Source organism: Methanobrevibacter sp. TMH8, from assembly GCF_020148105.1.
Classification (GTDB): domain Archaea; phylum Methanobacteriota; class Methanobacteria; order Methanobacteriales; family Methanobacteriaceae; genus Methanobinarius.
In genome coordinates this window covers 1-19,460 of sequence record NZ_JAHLZE010000010.1, presented here as the reverse complement: position 1 = coordinate 19,460, position 19,460 = coordinate 1, and the positions used below count along the sequence as shown (strand labels likewise).

16 protein-coding genes and 2 pseudogenes are annotated in these 19,460 nt (G+C 26.4%); 12 read left to right on the top strand and 6 right to left on the bottom strand.

Features of this window, described 5'->3' with window-relative positions; all coding sequences use genetic code 11:
• Positions 1–127 precede the first annotated feature (127 nt).
• From KQY27_RS02020 to pyrI, 8 genes are all read left to right on the top strand, one after another.
• Positions 128–1,084 (top strand): Gfo/Idh/MocA family oxidoreductase, encoded by a 957-nt coding sequence (locus tag KQY27_RS02020; RefSeq protein WP_224424907.1) that lies wholly within the window; start codon positions 128–130, stop codon positions 1,082–1,084.
• Positions 1,085–1,239: 155 nt separating this feature from the next.
• Positions 1,240–1,857 (top strand): orotate phosphoribosyltransferase-like protein, encoded by a 618-nt coding sequence (locus tag KQY27_RS02015; protein WP_224424906.1) that lies wholly within the window; start codon positions 1,240–1,242, stop codon positions 1,855–1,857.
• A 407-nt stretch (positions 1,858–2,264) separates the two neighbouring features.
• Positions 2,265–3,494 carry a peptide chain release factor aRF-1 gene (gene prf1 / locus KQY27_RS02010; protein ID WP_224424905.1) on the top strand — a complete coding sequence of 410 codons (1,230 nt, stop codon included), beginning with the start codon at positions 2,265–2,267 and terminating at the stop codon, positions 3,492–3,494.
• A 155-nt stretch (positions 3,495–3,649) separates the two neighbouring features.
• On the top strand, positions 3,650–4,873 hold the full coding sequence (locus KQY27_RS02005) for a TIGR00300 family protein (RefSeq protein ID WP_224424904.1): 1,224 nt from the start codon (positions 3,650–3,652) through the stop codon (positions 4,871–4,873).
• A gap of 248 nt (positions 4,874–5,121) precedes the next feature.
• Positions 5,122–5,505, top strand: coding sequence for a tautomerase family protein (locus tag KQY27_RS02000; RefSeq protein WP_224424903.1), 384 nt, complete (start codon positions 5,122–5,124; stop codon positions 5,503–5,505).
• A gap of 328 nt (positions 5,506–5,833) precedes the next feature.
• Entirely contained in the window at positions 5,834–7,582 is a 1,749-nt protein-coding gene (gene ade / locus KQY27_RS01995; RefSeq protein WP_224424902.1) for an adenine deaminase, read from the top strand.
• 6 nt (positions 7,583–7,588) lie between these two features.
• Positions 7,589–8,257 carry a nitroreductase family protein gene (locus tag KQY27_RS01990; protein ID WP_224424901.1) on the top strand — a complete coding sequence of 223 codons (669 nt, stop codon included), beginning with the start codon at positions 7,589–7,591 and terminating at the stop codon, positions 8,255–8,257.
• Between the two features lie 200 nt (positions 8,258–8,457).
• Positions 8,458–8,919 carry an aspartate carbamoyltransferase regulatory subunit gene (gene pyrI / locus KQY27_RS01985; RefSeq protein ID WP_224424900.1) on the top strand — a complete coding sequence of 154 codons (462 nt, stop codon included), beginning with the start codon at positions 8,458–8,460 and terminating at the stop codon, positions 8,917–8,919.
• Positions 8,920–9,042: 123 nt separating this feature from the next.
• Here the strand turns inward: pyrI and KQY27_RS01980 are convergent, their stop codons facing one another.
• From KQY27_RS01980 to KQY27_RS01970, 3 genes are all read right to left on the bottom strand, one after another.
• Complete coding sequence (locus KQY27_RS01980; RefSeq protein ID WP_224424939.1) at positions 9,043–9,660, bottom strand: succinylglutamate desuccinylase/aspartoacylase family protein; 618 nt, start codon at positions 9,658–9,660, stop codon at positions 9,043–9,045.
• Positions 9,661–10,076: 416 nt separating this feature from the next.
• Positions 10,077–11,288, bottom strand: a complete 1,212-nt coding sequence (locus KQY27_RS01975) for a GMC family oxidoreductase N-terminal domain-containing protein (RefSeq protein WP_224424899.1) — start codon at positions 11,286–11,288, stop codon at positions 10,077–10,079.
• A gap of 144 nt (positions 11,289–11,432) precedes the next feature.
• Entirely contained in the window at positions 11,433–12,137 is a 705-nt protein-coding gene (locus KQY27_RS01970; RefSeq protein WP_224424898.1) for a hypothetical protein, read from the bottom strand.
• An 837-nt stretch (positions 12,138–12,974) separates the two neighbouring features.
• On the opposite strand from KQY27_RS01970, the pseudogene KQY27_RS01965 reads away from it, so the two are divergent.
• Positions 12,975–14,344, top strand: a pseudogene (locus KQY27_RS01965) (TldD/PmbA family protein).
• Between the two features lie 215 nt (positions 14,345–14,559).
• Positions 14,560–15,120: a TIGR00296 family protein gene (locus KQY27_RS01960; RefSeq protein ID WP_224424897.1), complete on the top strand. Its 561-nt coding sequence runs from the start codon at positions 14,560–14,562 to the stop codon at positions 15,118–15,120.
• A 100-nt stretch (positions 15,121–15,220) separates the two neighbouring features.
• Here the strand turns inward: KQY27_RS01960 and KQY27_RS01955 are convergent, their stop codons facing one another.
• Positions 15,221–15,775, bottom strand: coding sequence for a chorismate lyase (locus KQY27_RS01955; RefSeq protein WP_224424896.1), 555 nt, complete (start codon positions 15,773–15,775; stop codon positions 15,221–15,223).
• Between the two features lie 149 nt (positions 15,776–15,924).
• Positions 15,925–16,911, bottom strand: a complete 987-nt coding sequence (locus tag KQY27_RS01950) for a beta-ribofuranosylaminobenzene 5'-phosphate synthase (protein ID WP_224424895.1) — start codon at positions 16,909–16,911, stop codon at positions 15,925–15,927.
• 444 nt (positions 16,912–17,355) lie between these two features.
• Between KQY27_RS01950 and KQY27_RS01945 the strand changes: the two genes are divergently transcribed.
• Positions 17,356–18,399 (top strand): NOG1 family protein, encoded by a 1,044-nt coding sequence (locus KQY27_RS01945; protein ID WP_224424894.1) that lies wholly within the window; start codon positions 17,356–17,358, stop codon positions 18,397–18,399.
• Positions 18,400–18,733: 334 nt separating this feature from the next.
• Entirely contained in the window at positions 18,734–19,255 is a 522-nt protein-coding gene (locus tag KQY27_RS01940; RefSeq protein WP_224424893.1) for an Hsp20/alpha crystallin family protein, read from the top strand.
• An 84-nt stretch (positions 19,256–19,339) separates the two neighbouring features.
• Here KQY27_RS01940 and KQY27_RS01935 read toward each other — a convergent pair.
• Positions 19,340–19,460: pseudogene (locus KQY27_RS01935) on the bottom strand (SIS domain-containing protein); the annotation flags it as partial.

Genomic DNA, 19,460 nt, shown 5'->3' with positions numbered 1-19,460 from the left:
ATTGTATCATTATATGAATTAAATATAGTTGATTTTATAAAAATAATAAATTTAATAAAAATAATCTTAAATAAAAATAATTATTAGAGAGTATTGAATTGAGTATTTACAATATGGAGGATTATTTGTGAAAACAGTCAATGTAGGAGTTATTGGTGTTGGGGCTATGGGATATAACCATGCTCGTGTATATTATAGATTAGATAATGCAAATTTAGTTGGAGTTTCAGATGTAAGTGAGAGAACACTGGCTAAAGTATGTAAAAAGTATGATACTAAAGGATATACTGATTATAGGGAATTATTAAATAATCCTGAAATTGAGGCTGTGAGTGTTTGTGTTCCAACTACTCATCACTACAATGTAGTAATGGAAGCAATAGAAAAAGGAAAAGATGTTTTAGTAGAAAAACCAATAGCATTTACATTAGAAGAAGCTGAAGGAATGATTCAAGCTGCTAAAGAAAAAGGAGTTAAATTAAGTACTGGGCATGTTGAAAGATTTAACCCTGCAGTTCAAAAGGCAAAAGAACTTATTGAGATGGATGTTATTGGGGATGTTGTTTCTGCTTCTGCAAAAAGAGTTGGTCCGTTTCCTCCAAGGATCAAAGATGTTGGGGTAGCTATCGATTTAGCTATACATGATCTTGATGTAATGTATTATTTGTTTGATGATGATGTAACTCAAGTATATGCAACTATGGGAAGTATTCTTGAGAAATGTGAATATGAAGATCATGCAGAGATCATGACTAAGTTTGAAAATGGAATTACAGGTATTTTAGAAGTTAACTGGCTAACTCCTTATAAGAGACGTGCATTAGAAATTACTGGAACTGATGGGATAATATCTATTGATTATATCGATCAAAGTATTGATGTAGCTGGAAAATTTGCACAAAAAGTGGATATTCAACATGAAGAACCTTTAAAATATGAAATAGCTTCTTTTTTAAATTCTATTATCAATGATGAAGAAATGGAAATTACTGGTGAAGATGGCCTTAATGCTCTTAAAATGGTTTTAGCAGCTAATAAATCTTCAAAAGAACGTATTCCCATTAAATTAAATGAAATAAAATAATAAAATAAAATAATTATAAATTTATTTGAGATAATTATCTAGTTATATATTATATAAGTATTATTTAAATATTGTTTAGATATTATTTTGTTATAAATATGATAAATACGAATTCAATAAAATATAAGATAAAATATATCATTTAAGGTGTAAAAATGAAACAAGATCTCATAAAAAAAGCACATGAACTTAGAAGTCGTGGTTTTACTATTGGTGAAATAGCTGATGAACTTAACGTTTCAATGGATACTGCTAGATGGTTAAATATGCAAAAACTGGATGAGAAACAAAAAACTGCTGATGCTCCTGTAGATTTTGCTATTAATTGGAATAGTTTAGGTGGAAGTTCTTCAAGACTTAGATATGTTTCTGCTGCATTAAGTGATATGACTTTAGCTCATGGTGAAGCTGATGTTATAGTGGGTATAGCTGTTAGTGGAATACCTTTTGCAACAATGATGGCAGACTTTTTAGAAGTGGAAGAAGGCTTTGAAACAGCTTTGTCAGTTTTCCATCCTGTTAAACATATGAAAGAGGATGATAAAGATCAAAAAGGAGCTATAAGTCAGAATTTCGCTCAAGTTAAAGATAAAAAAGTTGTAATCGTCGATGATGTAATAACTAGTGGAAATACTGTAAAAGAAGTAGTTAATGCTCTTAAAGATCAAGGAGCAGAACCTATAGCTGTAGTTGTTTTAATTGATAAAGTTGGAATATCTGAAATAGATGGTGTTCCTGTAGAATCTTTAATAAAAGTTAATAGATTAGGTTAATTCTTTATTAAAATTAGTCAACTCTATTTTTACTTTATTTTTACTTTATTTATCACTTTATTTATTAATATTAAAAGCCGTTTATTGATATACTCTTTTTAAGTTTTATTCTGTATTATTTTTGAGTTTAAGTGCTTAAATTATTTTTATTATTATTTTTATTAGATTTAATATCTATATTTTTATTATTATTCAATCTTAATACTTTCATTATATTTATTATATTAATTAAATATAAAATTATACTAATAATATATATTCATAATATATCTATAATTATATATTGTAGTTTTTACAAATCTATAAATGTATAAATTCATCATATATTTAATAATATTTATTATAATATAATTTTATTATAATCTTATCAATTTTTATCATATTTTTGTTATTATGGAGTGAATATATTGTCAGAAGTATCTTCAAAAGAATTATATGAGTTTAAAAGGACTCTTAAAGAATTATCAGAAAAGAAAGGAAGAGGAACTGAGTTAGTATCAGTGTATGTACCACCTGATCGACAAATAAGTGATGTTACCAAGCACATGCGTGAAGAATTAAGTCAAAGTGCTAACATTAAAAGTAAACAAACAAAGAAAAATGTCCAATCTGCTATTGAAGTTATTGTTCAAAGACTTAGGCTGTTTCCAAAACCTCCTGAAAAAGGACTTGTTCTCTTTGTAGGGATGATTCCAAAAGGTGGACCTGGAACAGAAAAAATGGAAACTTTTGTTTTTGAGCCACCTGAGCCGATTCAAACTTATACATATCATTGTAATTCAGAGTTCTTTTTGGAACCATTACAACATATGATGGATGTTAAAGAAGTTTATGGGCTAGCTGTAATTGATAGAAAAGAAGCTACCATAGCTACTCTTAAAGGAAAAAGAGTTGATATATTAAAACATTTAACTAGTGGTGTTCCAGGAAAACACAAAGCAGGTGGGCAATCACAGAGAAGATTTGATAGATTAATTGATTTAGCTGCTCACGAGTTTAAAAAACGTATTGGGGAACATATGAACGATGCATTTTTACCTATTGAAGACCTTAAAGGAATAATCTTAGGAGGACCGGGTCATACTAAAGAAGAATTCCTTAAAGGAGATTATCTCCAATATGAACTTAAAAATAAGGTAATAACTACTGTTGATACTTCTTATACTGGCGAATTTGGAATAAGGGAAGTTATTGATAAATCTATGGACATCTTAGAGGAAATAGATGTAATGCAAGAGAAACAACTTGTTCAGAAATTTCTTAAAGAGTTAATTGATGAACGGGGATTAGCTGCTTATGGTGAAGAAGAAGTTAGGCGTGATCTCCAAATGGGTGCAGTAGACACTCTTCTTATTTCAGAGGATCTCACTCAAACAAGAAAGACTATGAGATGTTTGAATTGCTCACATCAAGTTCAGGTTACTTATAAAGATCCGCATGATAATGATGAAATTATATGTGATAAATGTGGAGATAAGATGAAAGTTTCTGATGCAAAAGATCTTGTGGATGATTTTGTTAAAATGGCTGAAGAAGTTGATTCTGATATTGAGATTATTTCTACTGAGACTGAAGAAGGAATGCAATTATTAAAAGCATTTGGTGGAATTGCAGCTATTTTGAGATATAGAATTTAAATATATTATAAAGTATAACGACTTAATATAGTAATATAATATTAAGTAATATTAAGTAATACTATAAATATTAAAACAACATCCAATAACTGGGTAATAATGAACTAATATGAATTTAATGAAATTAATGGATAACTAATACATGGGGATTAACTATGAATCAAAGAGAAATAGAACTGTTTGGACATATTATCGATTCTTTAATTCTTCCTAAAACCCTTGACATAATTATGGATAAAGGAGGAGACTTTAAGATAATTGATTTAAATGTTGGAAAAAGAAAATCTGATGTAAGTAGGGCAAAAATTATTGTTTCAGCAGATTCTCCATCTCTTTTAAATCAAATTTTAGATGAATTAAGTGAGATTGGTGCAACAATATCTGCAGTAGAAGAAGTTGAGTTAGTAGCTTCTCCAAAAGATAAAGTTGTTCCAGAAAACTTTTACTCAACTACCAACCATATTACACACGTTCTTTACAAGGGGAATTGGTTACTTGTTGAAAACATTGAAATGGACTGTATGATTGTTATTGATGATGGAAGTAATAATACTCGGGCTCATTGTAAACCTATTGGGCAGATAAAAAAGGGAGAGTTGATTGTTGTTGGCCGTGAAGGAATACGTGTCACTCCTCCAGAACGTCCGAGAGGTAAACAAGGTGTTTTTGAATTTATGAATAGTGAAGTTTCTTCAGAAAAACCATTAATGAGTATTATTGAAAATATTGCCTCTGAAATTAAGGAAATCAAATCTAGAGGTGGAAAAATAGCTATTGTAGGAGGCCCTGCTATTGTTCATACTGGATCAGCTGATTTAATGGCTCAAATGATTAAAGAGGGATATATCGATGTGATTTTTGCAGGTAATGCTTTAGCTACTCATGATATTGAAAATGCTCTATATGGAACTTCTCTTGGGGTTTGCGTAAAAACTGGTGAAGTTGTAAGCAGGGGACATACTCATCATATGAGGGCTATAAATGAAATTAATGGCTCTGGTTCTATAAAAGATGCTGTTAAAGATGGGACTTTAAAGAAAGGAATAATGTATGAATGTATTAAAAATGATGTTCCATTTGTTTTAGCTGGATCTATTCGTGATGATGGTCCACTTCCTGATGTTATAACTGATGTTATTGAAGCTCAAGAAATAATGAGGGAATATGCAAGGGATGTTGACATGGTTATAATGATAGCTACAATGTTACATTCAATAGCTACTGGAAACATATTGCCATCAAGAGTAAAAAGTATTTGTGTTGATATTAACCCAGCTACAGTTACAAAGTTAGCTGATAGGGGAAGTGCACAAGTTTTAAGTGTAGTAACAGATATAGGTGCCTTTTTACCAACTCTCTATCGTGAACTAGAGAAATGAGATTTATTATTTTATTATCTCTAACGATGTAATTTATATAATTATTTTTATATAATCATATTTTATATTTATTTTAATTTCTTTTATATTTTATATATTTTAATATATTTTATAGCATATTTTAGTGTATTTAGTATATTACATATATTTATATATTTTAATTATATTTTTATAAATTTTTAATATATATTCATCTAATTCTAATTTTATTATAAATGAATATATTTAAACAAATTTCAGGTGATTTAATGCCATTTACCAAAGTTTCTCTAGCCAAAGGAAATGATAAAAATTTTTTAAGGGAATTTAAAGAAGAAATTCTTAATTCTATTTTGGAAGTTTTGGAACTTCCTTCAGATGACAAAAATATTCTTATTATGGAATATGAAAAAGAATTGTTTGAAATGAAGGATCCTTACAAATATTTGATTGAAATAACTATGTTTTCTGGAAGATCTAATAAAACAAAAAAGTTATTGTTTTCTACTATTGTTGAGAGATTAAATAGTAAGTTGAATATAGAAAAAGAATCTATTTTCATTTTGATCAATGAACAATCTCGTGATAATTGGGGAATTCGAGGTGGAAAATCTGCTAAAGACATAGACCTTGAATTTAAAGTAAATATTTAAGTAATTCCTACAATTTTAGGATTATTATAGATATTTATTCTGTTCTTTTTTATTAGTTATTTCTTATTTTTATTTTATTTTATTTTAATATCTATTTTGATTATTCATTAATTATTTTTATTTTTAAAAAATTAGGAAAAATAATACTTGAAAATTTTGATAACCTAAAATGGATTATATAATCTAAATTAGATTAATTAAGTAAATAATTTAAAAAAGATTATGTAATTTGAATTGGATTACTTTATACTTTCATAATCTATAAAATTTATATAATCTAAATTAGAATATATAAAATATTATATAATAAGATATATTTGAAGATATTATGAATTATACTAAAATAAAAAAAATCAAAACTAATATATTAGATATTGCAGGTAATGAAATTTATCCTGCTGAAGTTTCTATTAAAGATGGATACTTTAAAAAGATAATGCCTCTTGAAAATGATTCTAATTTAGATTTTGATGGAATTATGGTTCCTGGATTTATTGATGCTCATATTCATATTGAAAGCTCTCTTTTAACACCATCTAATTTTGCAAAAGCTGTTGTTCCATATGGAACTACTTCAGTAATAGCTGATCCTCATGAGATAGCTAATGTCTGTGGGATTAAAGGAATCGATTTCATGATTGAAGATGCTTCTCTGATTCCTTTTGATTTTTATTTTTCAGCTCCTTCTTGTGTTCCCGCTACTAATTTTGAAACTAATGGAGCTTGTCTTGATTGTGAAGCTATTAAAGAACTTATGGAAAAAGATGAGGTTGTAGCTTTAGGAGAAGTTATGAACTTTGTTGGAGTTATTAATCGTGATAATGAGGTTATTTGCAAATTAAATGTTGCTGAAAAGTATAAAAAACCTATTGATGGTCACGCACCTATGTTAAGTGGTAAAGATTTGGAAGAATATGTTAATGTAGGGAATATATCTATTTCTACTGATCATGAATCTGTAAGTTTTGATGAAGCTATTGAAAAAAAGAAATTAGGTATGAAAATAATGGTAAGGGAAGGGTCATCTGCTAAAAATATGGAAGCTCTTTTTAATATAAAAGATAGAATTGGGCTTTGTTCAAACCAAGATTTCTTTGGTTCAGTTTCAGTAGCTGATTTCCAATCAGTTCTTAAATATCCGATTTTTGATTTTTTAGTTAGTGATGATAAACATCCTAATGATTTAAAAGAGGGGCATTTGAATGTTCTCATTAAAAAAACTATTGATTTTGGAATTGATCCAATTGAAACTATTAAAATGGTTACAATAAATCCTGCTGAACATTATAATCTTAATTCTGGATCAATTGAAGAGGATAAAAAAGCTAATTTTGTTTTAATTGATAATTTAAATGATTTTAATATTAAAAAGACATATATTGGGGGTTATTTAGTAGCTGAAGATGGTAAGTCATATATTGATTCTAAAAAATCTGATATGGGAAATACTTTTAGATTAAATAAAAAGAATCCTGATGATTTTGAGGTTATTGCTGGTGATAATTTTTCTGCTTCTTCTGTTAATGTTAGGGTTATTGAACTTGTAAAAGATGAAATTATAACCAATGAAATTGATGTAGATCTTTTTGTTGAGAATGATCTTATTCAAGAAGATATTGACGATGATATACTGAAATTAGCCGTAGTTGAACGATATGGGGATAATAATATATCTAATGCTTTTATTAAAGGTTTTGGTCTAAAAAAAGGAGCTATTGCTTCTAGTGTAGCTCATGATTCTCATAATATCATTGTTGTTGGAACTAATTCTAATGATATGGCAAGAGCAGTTAACCTTATTAGTGAAAATAAAGGAGGATTAGCTGTTGTTATTGGGGATGATGAGAAAATATTAAAACTCCCAATAGCAGGCCTTATGAGTGATGAAAATGTTTTCACAGTTTCAGATCAGCTTGAAAATATTAATAATAAGGTAGCTACTTTAGGATCTAGTTTGGAAGCTCCGTTCATGACTCTATCATTTATGGCACTTCTTGTTATTCCAAATTTGAGGTTAAGTGATAAAGGATTGTTTGATGTTAATAAATTTTGTTTTGTTAATTTGGTTAAGGGGTGATTTTTCATGGATTTAAAAGAAGCAATTAAAAATCGACATTCTGTAAGGCAATATAGCGATAAGAAAATTGAAGGTGAAATAGAAAAAGATCTTCATGCAGAAATTGAGAACTGTAGTGAAGAGAGTGGATTAAATATTCAACTATGTTTAAATGAAGAAAAAGCTTTCAGTAATGGCATATTTGCTAAAATAAGTTTATTTAAAAATGTTAAAAATTATATAGTTATTAGTGGTAAAAAATCAGATGATTTAGATGAAAAAATAGGCTATTATGGGGAGAGAATTGTTTTAAAGGCAACTCAATTAGGTTTAAATACATGTTGGACGGCTTCAGGATATAAAAAAAGTAAACTTGGTGTTGAAATAGGGGATAAAGAGAAAATATTCCTTATAATTATTGGGTATGGGATAAATAATGGAAATTCTAGAAAAACAAAAGCTATTGATAAATTAGGAAATGTTAATAATGACTCTCCTCATTGGTTTATCAATGGTTTAAAAGCTGTTCAGTTTGCCCCTACAGCTAGAAATCAACAAAGATTTAAATTTATTTTAGATGGAAATAGTGTTGAAGCTAAAGCTTTATTTGGATTTCACACTGAAATTGATCTTGGAATAGCTAAGTATCATTTTGAAATTGGTGCTGATTCTAAAGAATGGGTTTGGAAAACATAAATGTATATAAAATAAACAAAAATAAACAAAAATAAACAAAAATACTAAAAAAAATACTAGGAAAATACTAGAAAAATATTAAAATAAGATATAAATAAAGATATAAATAAAATTCATAATTAAAATTTATACTTAAAATTCATAAATAAAAAGTTTGTAAATAAAAAATTTTAAATAAAAATTAATATATATATTATCTTATGAAAAAACCTGAGATGAAAGTAGAGGCTATTAAAAATGGTACAGTTATTGACCATATCACTGCTAATAAATCTCTTCATGTTTTAAAGATTTTAGGGCTTCCTCATGAAGATATAAATGTTACAGTCGCAATTAATGTTTCTTCACAAGATGTAGGTAAAAAAGACATAGTCAAAATTGAAAATAGGGAGTTAGATTCCAGTGAATTGGACCAAATTGCTTTAGTTGCTCCTGAAGCTACAATTAATATAATAAGGGATTATAATGTAGTTGCTAAAGATAAAGTTCGCTTTATGAAGGAATTGAAGTCAATAATTAGATGTACTAATCCTAATTGTATTACAAATACTAATGAACCTATTGAATCTAGATTTCATTTGATAAAAACATCTCCAGTATTATTGAGATGTCATTATTGTGAAAGATTAATTGATGCTGAAGAAATAGATAAACAATTTTAGTTCTTATTTTAGTTTTTATTTTTGTATTCTTTTTGGAATAGGTTTTTATTTGATCAAAAAATTAAACTATGTTTTAAATCAAATAAAAAAAGTAATATAAATAAGATTATTGGATTAATCTTATTAAACTAATTTATTGTATTTTAAAAAAGCAACCATCTGTTTATAGGACGCTGCAATACTTCCTGAAGCTACTTTTCCATGTGGGGTTTTTACTTCACAAGTAACTGCAGCAATTTTGTTTAAGTTTAAAACGTCTTCAAGAGCACCAGGATATTCTGCTCCAGCTAAGTAATAATTTCTATATGCATGTCCAGTTAACTTTGAAATACCAATTGCCATTTTTGCACTTTTTGATGTAGGAACTTTTGTACCCATTATTATATTCTTACCAGGATTTCCTCCAGGCATTGTACAATGGAAATCTCCTACTATTTTAATATTATTTGCTTTAGCAGCTAGGACAATTTTATTTGTTATACTTCCTTTTTTATTAGCTATCGAATTAAGGTTTTTACCATTATAAAATCTCACATTTAATGATGTTGATTTTGGAGCAACAAAAGGGATTATATAAATTGTACCTTTAATATTCTTTTTTTTATTAAGTTTATTTATAAGTTTCATCGCTGCTATCTGTGATGAAAGTTCACTTCCATGAACTCCAGCAACGAGAAGTGTTTTTGGACCTTTACCATTTCCAAATTTTACAACAGGAGTTCCTTTTTTTGCAGCCTTTATGACTTTAACTGTAAGGCTAGTTTTTGGCAGATTTTTCTTAATTAAGCTATTTTTTGTAACATCTCCACCGGTTCCCCATTTTTTGGTTGTAACAGTAGTTGCAGATGATGCTTGAACAGCTACTAAAAAAATTGTTATTAAAAATGTTATTATAATGATTTTTTTTATTGTTTCTTTCTTATTAGAAATTTTGATATTTTTTCCTCCAACATAATATAATAAAATACTATTATCAAAATTTTATTATATTTATATCTATTAAATTAAGCTAAATTAATTTAATTTAAACATTAATAAACTTCAATTAAATATAGTTAATTATTTGTATATTTATATTTATTATTTTCATAATATATATTTAATGATGAAATAGTATTATTTAGATAATTTATTTATATTAAATGTTTTGATTGGCTTTAAAATAGTTTATCTATTAAATATTTAGAAAGTCTCTTAGATAATGCTAAAATTGTTAAAATAGGTGGTGCTCCTGGCGATTTTGGTAGTACACTAGCATCACTAACATATAGTCCATTAATTTCAGTTTGGAGATTTGTATCAACAACCTCTCCAATAGCTGCAGTTCCTCCGGGGTGAGCTCCTCTCAAGTTTGTTGACACTATTGAATTGGGATCAACACCACTTTTTACAAGTATGGATCCTGCAACAGCTGAACCTTCAGTAATAAACCTAATATCTTTTATACTATTTTCTTTTATAACTTTTCCATCTTTGATTTGTCCATAGCTGTCATCAGGTATTTTCACCATTATGCTGAATATGTCTGAATCTTTAGCACCTTGTTTTTTAAGCTCATTAGCTACAAATTGTGAGTAATGTGGAGCTAAAATATAGTTTTCTCCAATAACCACACCATTCATCTGAACTTCTTTGTTAAATCCAATATTTCTCAGTATTCCTCCAATAGTTACAAAAGGATCTATGAATAATTTTTTTCCAGCATTTAAACCAATTTTTTGAAGTAAAATTCCTGAATTTATAGCTCCAGCAGAGAGTATAACTGTATCTGATGGAATAAACTCTTCTTTATTATTAGATTTTTTAATAGTGACTCCTTTAACTTTTTCATTTTTAATAGGTATATCAATTACTTCTGTATTATCTAAGAATTTCGCTCCATTTTCAATAGCTATTTTAACGAAATCAACAGATGTCCATTTAGCATCTCTTGGACAACCAAATGCACAATTCCCACATGGTATACAATCATTATCTCTAATGAATTTTGGCATTTTTATAGGATTAAGATTAAGTTCATCAGCTATTTCCATAAATTTTTGACTTCCTTTACCAAAATGTTCATTATCCATTTCATGTATTGAAAGTAATTTTTCCACTTCATCTAATTCTTTAGAAATTGAGACACCAAGCTCTTTCAATTCTTCTTCAAGAACTCTTACACCATTCCCAGCAGCTACAGTAGTTGAACCTCCAGTACAGCTAGTTTTTAACAAATCGATTCCTTTATCAGATTCATCATAACATTTAAAAGCATTTTTCATATCAATTGAAGGACCTTTTTCAATCAATGTCACAGGAATATTACTTAAAGCTAATTCCATAGCTATAATTGATCCTCCAGCTCCAGATCCAATAATAATAATCATATAATCCTCTCTTTTTATTTATTTACTAAAATTATCTAATTTATTATTAATTTTTTCATGATATTAAAAATTAAATTCACTTTTTCATTGATTTGAATTTTAATTGGTCTAATTTTTTAATATTTTTAGCTTATTTTTATCTTATTAAAATTTTAATTGGTCTAAACTAAATATAAAATTTTCCATGAAGAAATTAGTTGTGTTTTCTGACTCATTTAGATATGTTTCATATATAATAGTTGAAGTTCCGTTTTTCAATATAGGGATTGAAACATAGTCTGGGCTTGTAGGATGTCCATCTATAGCAGGAATATATCTAAGGATCTTCATACCTGTGATATTTTTTATAATTTTTAAACCTATTTTTTCAGATTTTGGATTGTTTAATGGGGATATTATAAAGTTTTTTTCTTTATATACATTTCGATGTGCATGAATATCCATTACAAATGTATAGTTTTTATTTTTTATATCTGGAACAACATAATCTTTAGCTAATAGCTGTCCATTCATACGTCCTTTATCAAAATCATCCCTATCTTTAGTAACATTTATTACATAAATATAATAAGATTTATTAAGTTTTTTATTATCTTTTTGAATGTTTTTTATAAGTGATAAATGAGCATTGGATTCAAGAGGATGAACACCAATAATAAATCCTATTTTATCAGAAGAATTTGGATTTCCATAAGGTCCTTCTATAGATACAGTTCCAAGATTATTATGTCCTATAATTTTTTTATCATTTGCGTTAATAGCTAGAGTAATAGTGATTAGTATTCCTAAAATTATTAGTACTATAATTAGAATGCTTATTAGCTTAATATTTTTGTTTTCTATTTTCATTCTAAAACCTAGCTTGATTATTCTAAACTAATTCTAAACTTAATATATTATATATTCAAATATCTTATTAATATTTTATATTTAATTTATTATAATAAATTTATTTTTATTTTCAATAAAGTAAAGAATATAAGTATATAATATTATGATTTTGAAGAAAATTATAAGATTATAAGATTATAAGATTGTAAGATTGTAAGATTGTAAAAAACTATAAAAAACATTTAAAAAAATAATATAAAAAATATATAAAAAATAAGATATAAAAAATAAGAAGTAGTTAAAAAACAATAAAAATTAGTAGAATTTAATCTACTATAAAATATAATATAATAATGTATAATGAATAAATTAATAAATTAATTTATTTATTCTGCATCCATCATTTCACCATAGGTGATTTCGATTTCGCAGCCTTTAGGACCGCAACAAAAATGTTGTAAATCGAGTTGAATCTGCATATTTTTCACCTCTTGTGTCACTTTTTTAATTGTGCTAATTTTGCATATTATTTTTATATTTTATAATTTTTTTTAAAGAATTTTTACATTTATTAAAACTAACACTATTATTACAACTTTTTATTAGTATTTATTGATATAAATATTTTTGCATTTTGATATTTTTTGTATAATACTTTAATCAATAAAAACATTTTTATATATTAAATACATTTTTAATTAATATTTTTCAATAAAGCACAAATAAAACAAACTTTCAGAATAATTTTAGATATAAATTAAATTATAATTTAAGTCATTATAGAAAATTTGATATGTTTAAAAATAGATATAATAGATATATAAGACTAAAAAATTATAAAACAGGTAGGAAAATATGGAAGAAAACTTAGATCTTTTCAAAAAAACAATTAACAAAATTGCACCGAAAGTGGATTATGTGGATATTAGGGCAGGTAGAGGAAATAGTACTAATATTCTCATGAAAGATAATAAAATTCAAGAAATTAACACAGGAATTGATATTGGTGTTAGAATTAGGGTTTTAAATAATGGTGCATGGGGATTTGCATTTACTAGTGACTTAAATAAAATCGATGAAATCACAAAAACTGCAATAAAGCTATCTAATGTATTAAAAGGTGATGTAGAATTAGCTGATACAGAAGTTGTGGAAGATAAAGTAAAAACACCTAGAGAAATATCTCTTAGTAATGTTGATATCGATGAAAAGAAGGAATTAGTAACTGATGCAAGTAAATCTGCTACTATTGATAATGTTGTAAGTACTACTGTTAACTATTCTGATAATGAATCTCAATCAGTCTTTATAAATAGTGAGGGAAGTTCTGTTATTCTGGATGAAACTCGTGTCGGCTTATTTTTAAATTCAGCTGCTTCTTCTGGAGAGGTTATTCAATTTGCTCATGGAAGTATTGGTGGAGCAAAAGGATTTGAAGCTTTAAGTGATCATGATATTGAAAAATTTGGGAGAAATATTGGTGAAAAAGCTAATAGATTACTTGAAGCTAGTACTCCTCCGTCAGGTAAATTCTCAATAATAACTGATAATGAGCTCACTGGAGTATTTGTTCATGAAGCTTTGGGACATGCTGTTGAAGCTGATTTAATTCTTCAAAATGATTCTATATTAAAAGACAAGATGAATCACCAAATTGGTTCTAATATTGTGAATATTGTCGATGATGCAAGTAATATAGATGGTTTTGGTTATTATGCTTATGATAGTGAAGGTATAAAAACTAAAAAAATCAACTAGTAAAGAATGGGGAACTTGTTTCTTTACTTAGTTCAAGGGAATCTGCATCAAAGTTAGATATGTTATCTTCTGGTAATGCTAGATCAATAATAAGTGAACAACCTATTGTAAGAATGAGTAATACTTATTTAGAACCTGGTGATATGAGTTTTGATGAATTAATTGAAGATATATCTGAAGGAATTTATCTTAAAGGTTCAAGAGGAGGTCAAGTTGATACTGGAAAAGGAATATTCCAATTTAATGCAGCAGAATCATTTAAAATAGAAAATGGTGAAGTAACTGATCCTCTTAGGGATGTTTCTCTTTCTGGAAATGTTTTAGAAACTTTAAAAAATGTTGATGGAATTGGAAATGATTTTAAATTAGGAATAGGATTCTGTGGAAAGTCTGGTCAAACAGCTCCAGTTGGAGATGGTGGTCCTCATACACGAATATTAAATGCTACAGTTGGAGGAAGTAGCTAATTATTGACTTTTCAATTAGTTTATTTTATTTTTTATTATTATTTGAAATTTCATTTGAATTTTTATTTTCATTTTTATTTTAAATTCACTTTAAATTGTTTTAATTTCTAATTTCAATTTCAATTTTATTTCAATTTTAATTTTTAATTTTTTAAATTATAATAATTATAATAAATTATATTTAAATAAAATATTATAAATATGGTGTGGATAATATGTTAAGTAAAAAAGATGGGGATTATTTAATTAAAATAGCTAAATTAGCTGTTGAAACATATTTAAAAAAAGGTGAAAAAATAAATGTTCCTAAAGATTGTCCAGAACATTTAAAAGAAGATTTGGGAGTTTTTGTAACTTTAAATAAAAATAACGAGCTTAGAGGTTGTATTGGATACCCTGAACCAATTGCACCTTTAATCAACGCAACAATAGATGTAGCTATTTCGGCAGCTGTAAATGATCCAAGATTTCCAAGCTTAACTGAAGAGGAATTAAAATATGTTGATTTTGAGGTTACAGTTTTAACAAAACCAGAACTTCTTCAAGTGGATAATCCTTCAGATTACTTAAAGGAAATAACTATTGGAAAAGATGGTTTAATAGTTGAAAATGGTTTTAGTAAAGGTTTACTCCTTCCACAAGTAGCTACTGAATATAATATGGATGTTGAAACTTTTTTAGCTAATACTTGTATGAAAGCAGGTTTAAGTACAGAATGTTGGCTTAAAAATGAAACTAAGATATATACTTTTCAAGGACAAATATTTAAAGAATAAATTTTATTAAAATTTTATTAAATAAAATTATAATATTATATTATAATATTATAGTATGTTACAATATTATATGTTAGAAGAATATTATGTTATGTTAGATTTATTCATAGTTATGTATAAACGAATCTAAAGGAAAAGTTTCTTCGATTGAAATTAATATTTCATCTTTATGTATGATATTATAGCTTCTACTTAAAAAGTCTGCTTCAGTTTTAAAAATATCTTTTAATTCTTTATTAGATTTTTTTATTTTAACAGATTGAACTTCTCTTCTTGATTCAATATTATATTTCTTTAAAATTCTACCAATAGGGATATCGGCACTAATTAAGTCTTTTTCAAATTCTGAAGTTAATCGTTTTAATGGGATGTATGAAGTTGCATAAATTAATGGTACTTTATTTTTTCCCATAATAACAACTCGATAATTAATTTGTTCTCCTTCATTAATATTAAGAATTTCAGCAATTTCTTTGTTTGATTCTTGATATTCTTGTTTGAGAGTTTTAATACTAATTTTTCCATTCAAAACATCAAGTATGGTAGTTACAGACCCATCTGTAGCTAATAATATTTTTTGTGTATTTGATAACTTGATATCATCTTTTTCAAGGTTTTTTATCTCATTTATAATCTCAAAATTCTTTTGACTCATTTTAATCCCTTTAATTCTATAAATTATTTATAATTTTATATATTATTACATTTATTAATTAAGAATGATTTATTTTTTAATGATTTATTAATATTGGTTTATTTTTTTATTTTTAATAATCTGGAGGGTTTATTTTTTAATTAAATTATTTATTTTTTAAGTTCAAAGCCATGATTTTGAGCTTTTGCTTTAAAAACAATTCCATCTTCTCCAAGAAATTCTTTTGTTGCTTTTAAAACATCAGAACTATCTTTATCTATTAATCCATAGATTGATGGTCCGAATGAACTCATTCCTACTCCATATGCTCCGAATTCCCTCATTTTTTCCATTAATCTTTTGATTTTCTCTTGTTGCAGACTTATTTCAACTTTTTTGAATCCTAAGTTTTGGATATTATTGATTGCATTTCCAACTTCTTGAATGTTCTTTTCTAGGAGAAATGGAATTAAATTCATAAAAATTAAGTGGGATAGCTTTTCAACATCTCTTTTGGGGACTGGACAGTATTCTTTGAAAATATTTACTTCTTTATTACCCATTATATTGTGAGATTTAGGTATTGCGATTAAAATATCCCATTCTTTAGGAAATTCATATCTTCCTATTAAAATTGGAGGAGTTGCTTTTGAAACTGAAGATGGTAAAAATTCCTTCTTTTCATTTTTACTATGGCCTCCATCTATAATGAGGCCTCCTCTTTCAAATGAGTATATTCCTATACCTGATGTTCCTCCTCTATTGAGAATTTTCCCTAATTCTAATCCAGTAATTGAAATATCATTATATTCACATATTATTTTAGCTGTAGCTAATGAAACTTGAGTTCCAGAACCTAATCCTGCATGTGGATAAAATGCTTCTTTAACATTAAAATGAAATCCTGTATCTAACTGAAAATGTGAAATGATTTTTTCAGCAGAATTTTTTATTTTAGATATACATTGATCTTTTACATCATTATTTTTTATATTTTCACTAAAATCAATGGTTACCTCTTTTTTTTCTGCAGTATCACATTTTAGAATAAAGTTTGGTTTATTTATGGTTAGTCCTATACCTCCATCGTATCGGCTGTAAGATCCATTTAAATCTATTAAAGTCATGTGTATCCTTGAAGGAGTTTTTATAATCATAAAAATCAAAACTGTTTTTGTATTAGTAATTAAATTTCATGTATCCTATTATTTTTTATTAATAGTTTTTATTACAATTTATGGAATTGTTTTTATAATATTTTTTAGTTATATTTATTAATTTTTTATTTTTATTAATATTTTCGATAGTAATATAGTACAAATTTATTTATTTTATATGCTATAAAATATTACTATAAATTATATTTTATTTATGTAGATTTTAATATATAAGAAAGCAATGTTTATAAGGTAGTATAATGAAAGATTATAAAGAATAGTAATATTATATATTAATAGTGATTTATAATAATAGTATTTTATGTAATATTAATAGTATTTTATGTAATTAATTTTTAATTATACAATTTTTAATATTGATATATTGAAATCATAAAGTTATGAACTTTTTAAACTACAATTTATTTTATTTAGGTTAATATAATGATGATACCAACTATTCCTACTCCTGATGAACTTTTAGATAAAGGCTTTAGGAGAGGAAAAAAAGCAGCGGATTTAGCTAGAACTTCAAAGATTCCAAAAAGGCTAAAAGGAAAGCGAATTGAAGAAACTCGTGTTATAACTGCCTGTCAAGTTATTAAAGATAGGCTTAAGATGATTATAGATAGAGTACCTGATATTGAAACACTTCCAGAATTCTATCAAGATTATATAGATATAACTGTTGGTGTCGATGATATGAAAAAGGCTCTTGGTGCGCTGAATTGGGCTTATGGGATACTTACTCAACTTGAAAAAGATTATGCTGGAAGAATTAGAAGAGCACCTTCAGAAAAAGCAAGTTCCCTTCAAAAACAAGCTTATGGAAGGATAGCTTCGGTTGTAAATAAAATTAAGAAAGACCTTGATTTTTTAGATTTTGCAAAAGCTAACCTTAGAAACATGCCAACTATCGATTTTGAAGCTACTACAATAGTAATAGCTGGATTTCCGAATGTGGGTAAATCTACACTTCTTCGTCAAATAACTGATGCAACTCCAGAAGTAGCTAATTATCCTTTCACAACTAAAGGAATTCAAATTGGACATCTTGAGAGAAATTGGAAGAAAATACAGATTATTGACACTCCGGGACTTCTTGATAGACCAATTTTAGACATGAATGAAATTGAATTAAATGCTATGGTAGCTCTTGAACACTTAGCTGATGCAATATTTTTCATAATTGATGTATCTGAAACATGTGGTTTTACTATAGATGCTCAATATAATCTTTCTGAAGAAATCAATAGAATATTTGATGTTCCGATGGTTTATCTTTTCAATAAAATAGATATATCTAATATGAATAGAGACAATTCTGATGATAATCTCAATTATTTAGATAGCTATTTAGATAATATTGATGATTATTTACTTATTTCAGCTTATGAAGGTGAAGGTATTGATGAAATAATATCTAAACTAGAAAGAGTTAAAAAAATAGAAAGAAAAGATAAATATAATGATGATGATTATTTATAGGTAATAGTTTTTATTTTATTTTATTTTATTTTTTATTTATTTATTTTTTATTTTATTTCATTTTTATTTCATTTTTATTTTTATATTTCAAATTTTAATTAATCATATTATAATTAAATTTTATTTTTATTTTCATGTTTTTTGTAGCTATTAACTACTTTATAATATACTATAAAATTTTAATTACCAAAAGTTATAATAATAAGTTAGACACATATTATATTGATAAACATATTTGATATTTTGTAAAAAATATATAATCATATTATAGTTTTAAAAAATTTTATAAAATATCTTGGAATTTTTAAAATTAAAATTTATAAGGAGACAAAATATGAGTGAAAAACCTAAACTTGATAAAGATAAGTATGATGAGTTCTCAGATAAAGTAGATAAAAGCGTTGAAAAAGGAAGAAATGTTGCTGGTAGAGTAGCTAATGATTTTGGAAAAACTATGGATGATATTCTCGTAAATCTAAAATCTTTCCAAAAAGATGTTGATACCAAAATAAGTGAATATAAAGAAACAGCTCCTGGTAAAATAACTCTTGACCTTATAGATGCTGGGGATGTTTACTATGTAAAAGTTGACCTTCCTGGTGTAAACAAAGATGAAATTGATATTGAAATCGCTGATAGGGAATTGACAATTGCCACTTTCTTTGGTGAAGAATGTAATGAAGAAAATAACTGTGAATTCTTAATAAGAGGAAGAACATATGGTCCAGCTAGAAGAACTATCCGTTTACCTACCAAAGTTAAAATGAATGATTCAAAAGCAGAGTTTAGTAATGGTGTTCTTTTTTTAGAACTTCCTAAAGTTGAAGTCAAAAAATTAAAAGTAGATATTAAATAATCAAGATAACTTTACTAACTTATTTAATATTTTTATTAAATAGGCTATAGAAGCCTATTTACTATTTTTTTATTATATAAACATTTATTCATATCTTACTTTGCCAATATGTCTTGTGCTTCCTGGATCTTCGCCATTGTAATGAGCTAAGTAGAAAACAAACCATTCTAAAGGAATTACAAGTATAAATGGTGACAAAAGATTG

What these genes read in the sequence shown, in the direction of transcription:
- KQY27_RS01960 (WP_224424897.1), top strand. Translation starts at nt 14,560, where the DNA reads ATGTTAAGTAAAAAAGATGGGGATTATTTAATTAAAATAGCTAAATTA.
- KQY27_RS01990 (WP_224424901.1), top strand. Translation starts at nt 7,589, where the DNA reads ATGGATTTAAAAGAAGCAATTAAAAATCGACATTCTGTAAGGCAATAT.
- KQY27_RS02000 (WP_224424903.1), top strand. Translation starts at nt 5,122, where the DNA reads ATGCCATTTACCAAAGTTTCTCTAGCCAAAGGAAATGATAAAAATTTT.
- KQY27_RS01955 (WP_224424896.1), bottom strand. Translation starts at nt 15,775, where the DNA reads ATGAGTCAAAAGAATTTTGAGATTATAAATGAGATAAAAAACCTTGAA.
- KQY27_RS02005 (WP_224424904.1), top strand. Translation starts at nt 3,650, where the DNA reads ATGAATCAAAGAGAAATAGAACTGTTTGGACATATTATCGATTCTTTA.
- KQY27_RS01940 (WP_224424893.1), top strand. Translation starts at nt 18,734, where the DNA reads ATGAGTGAAAAACCTAAACTTGATAAAGATAAGTATGATGAGTTCTCA.
- pyrI (WP_224424900.1), top strand. Translation starts at nt 8,458, where the DNA reads ATGAAAAAACCTGAGATGAAAGTAGAGGCTATTAAAAATGGTACAGTT.
- KQY27_RS01945 (WP_224424894.1), top strand. Translation starts at nt 17,356, where the DNA reads ATGATGATACCAACTATTCCTACTCCTGATGAACTTTTAGATAAAGGC.
- KQY27_RS01950 (WP_224424895.1), bottom strand. Translation starts at nt 16,911, where the DNA reads ATGATTATAAAAACTCCTTCAAGGATACACATGACTTTAATAGATTTA.
- KQY27_RS01970 (WP_224424898.1), bottom strand. Translation starts at nt 12,137, where the DNA reads ATGAAAATAGAAAACAAAAATATTAAGCTAATAAGCATTCTAATTATA.
- KQY27_RS01975 (WP_224424899.1), bottom strand. Translation starts at nt 11,288, where the DNA reads ATGATTATTATTATTGGATCTGGAGCTGGAGGATCAATTATAGCTATG.
- ade (WP_224424902.1), top strand. Translation starts at nt 5,834, where the DNA reads ATGAATTATACTAAAATAAAAAAAATCAAAACTAATATATTAGATATT.
- KQY27_RS02015 (WP_224424906.1), top strand. Translation starts at nt 1,240, where the DNA reads ATGAAACAAGATCTCATAAAAAAAGCACATGAACTTAGAAGTCGTGGT.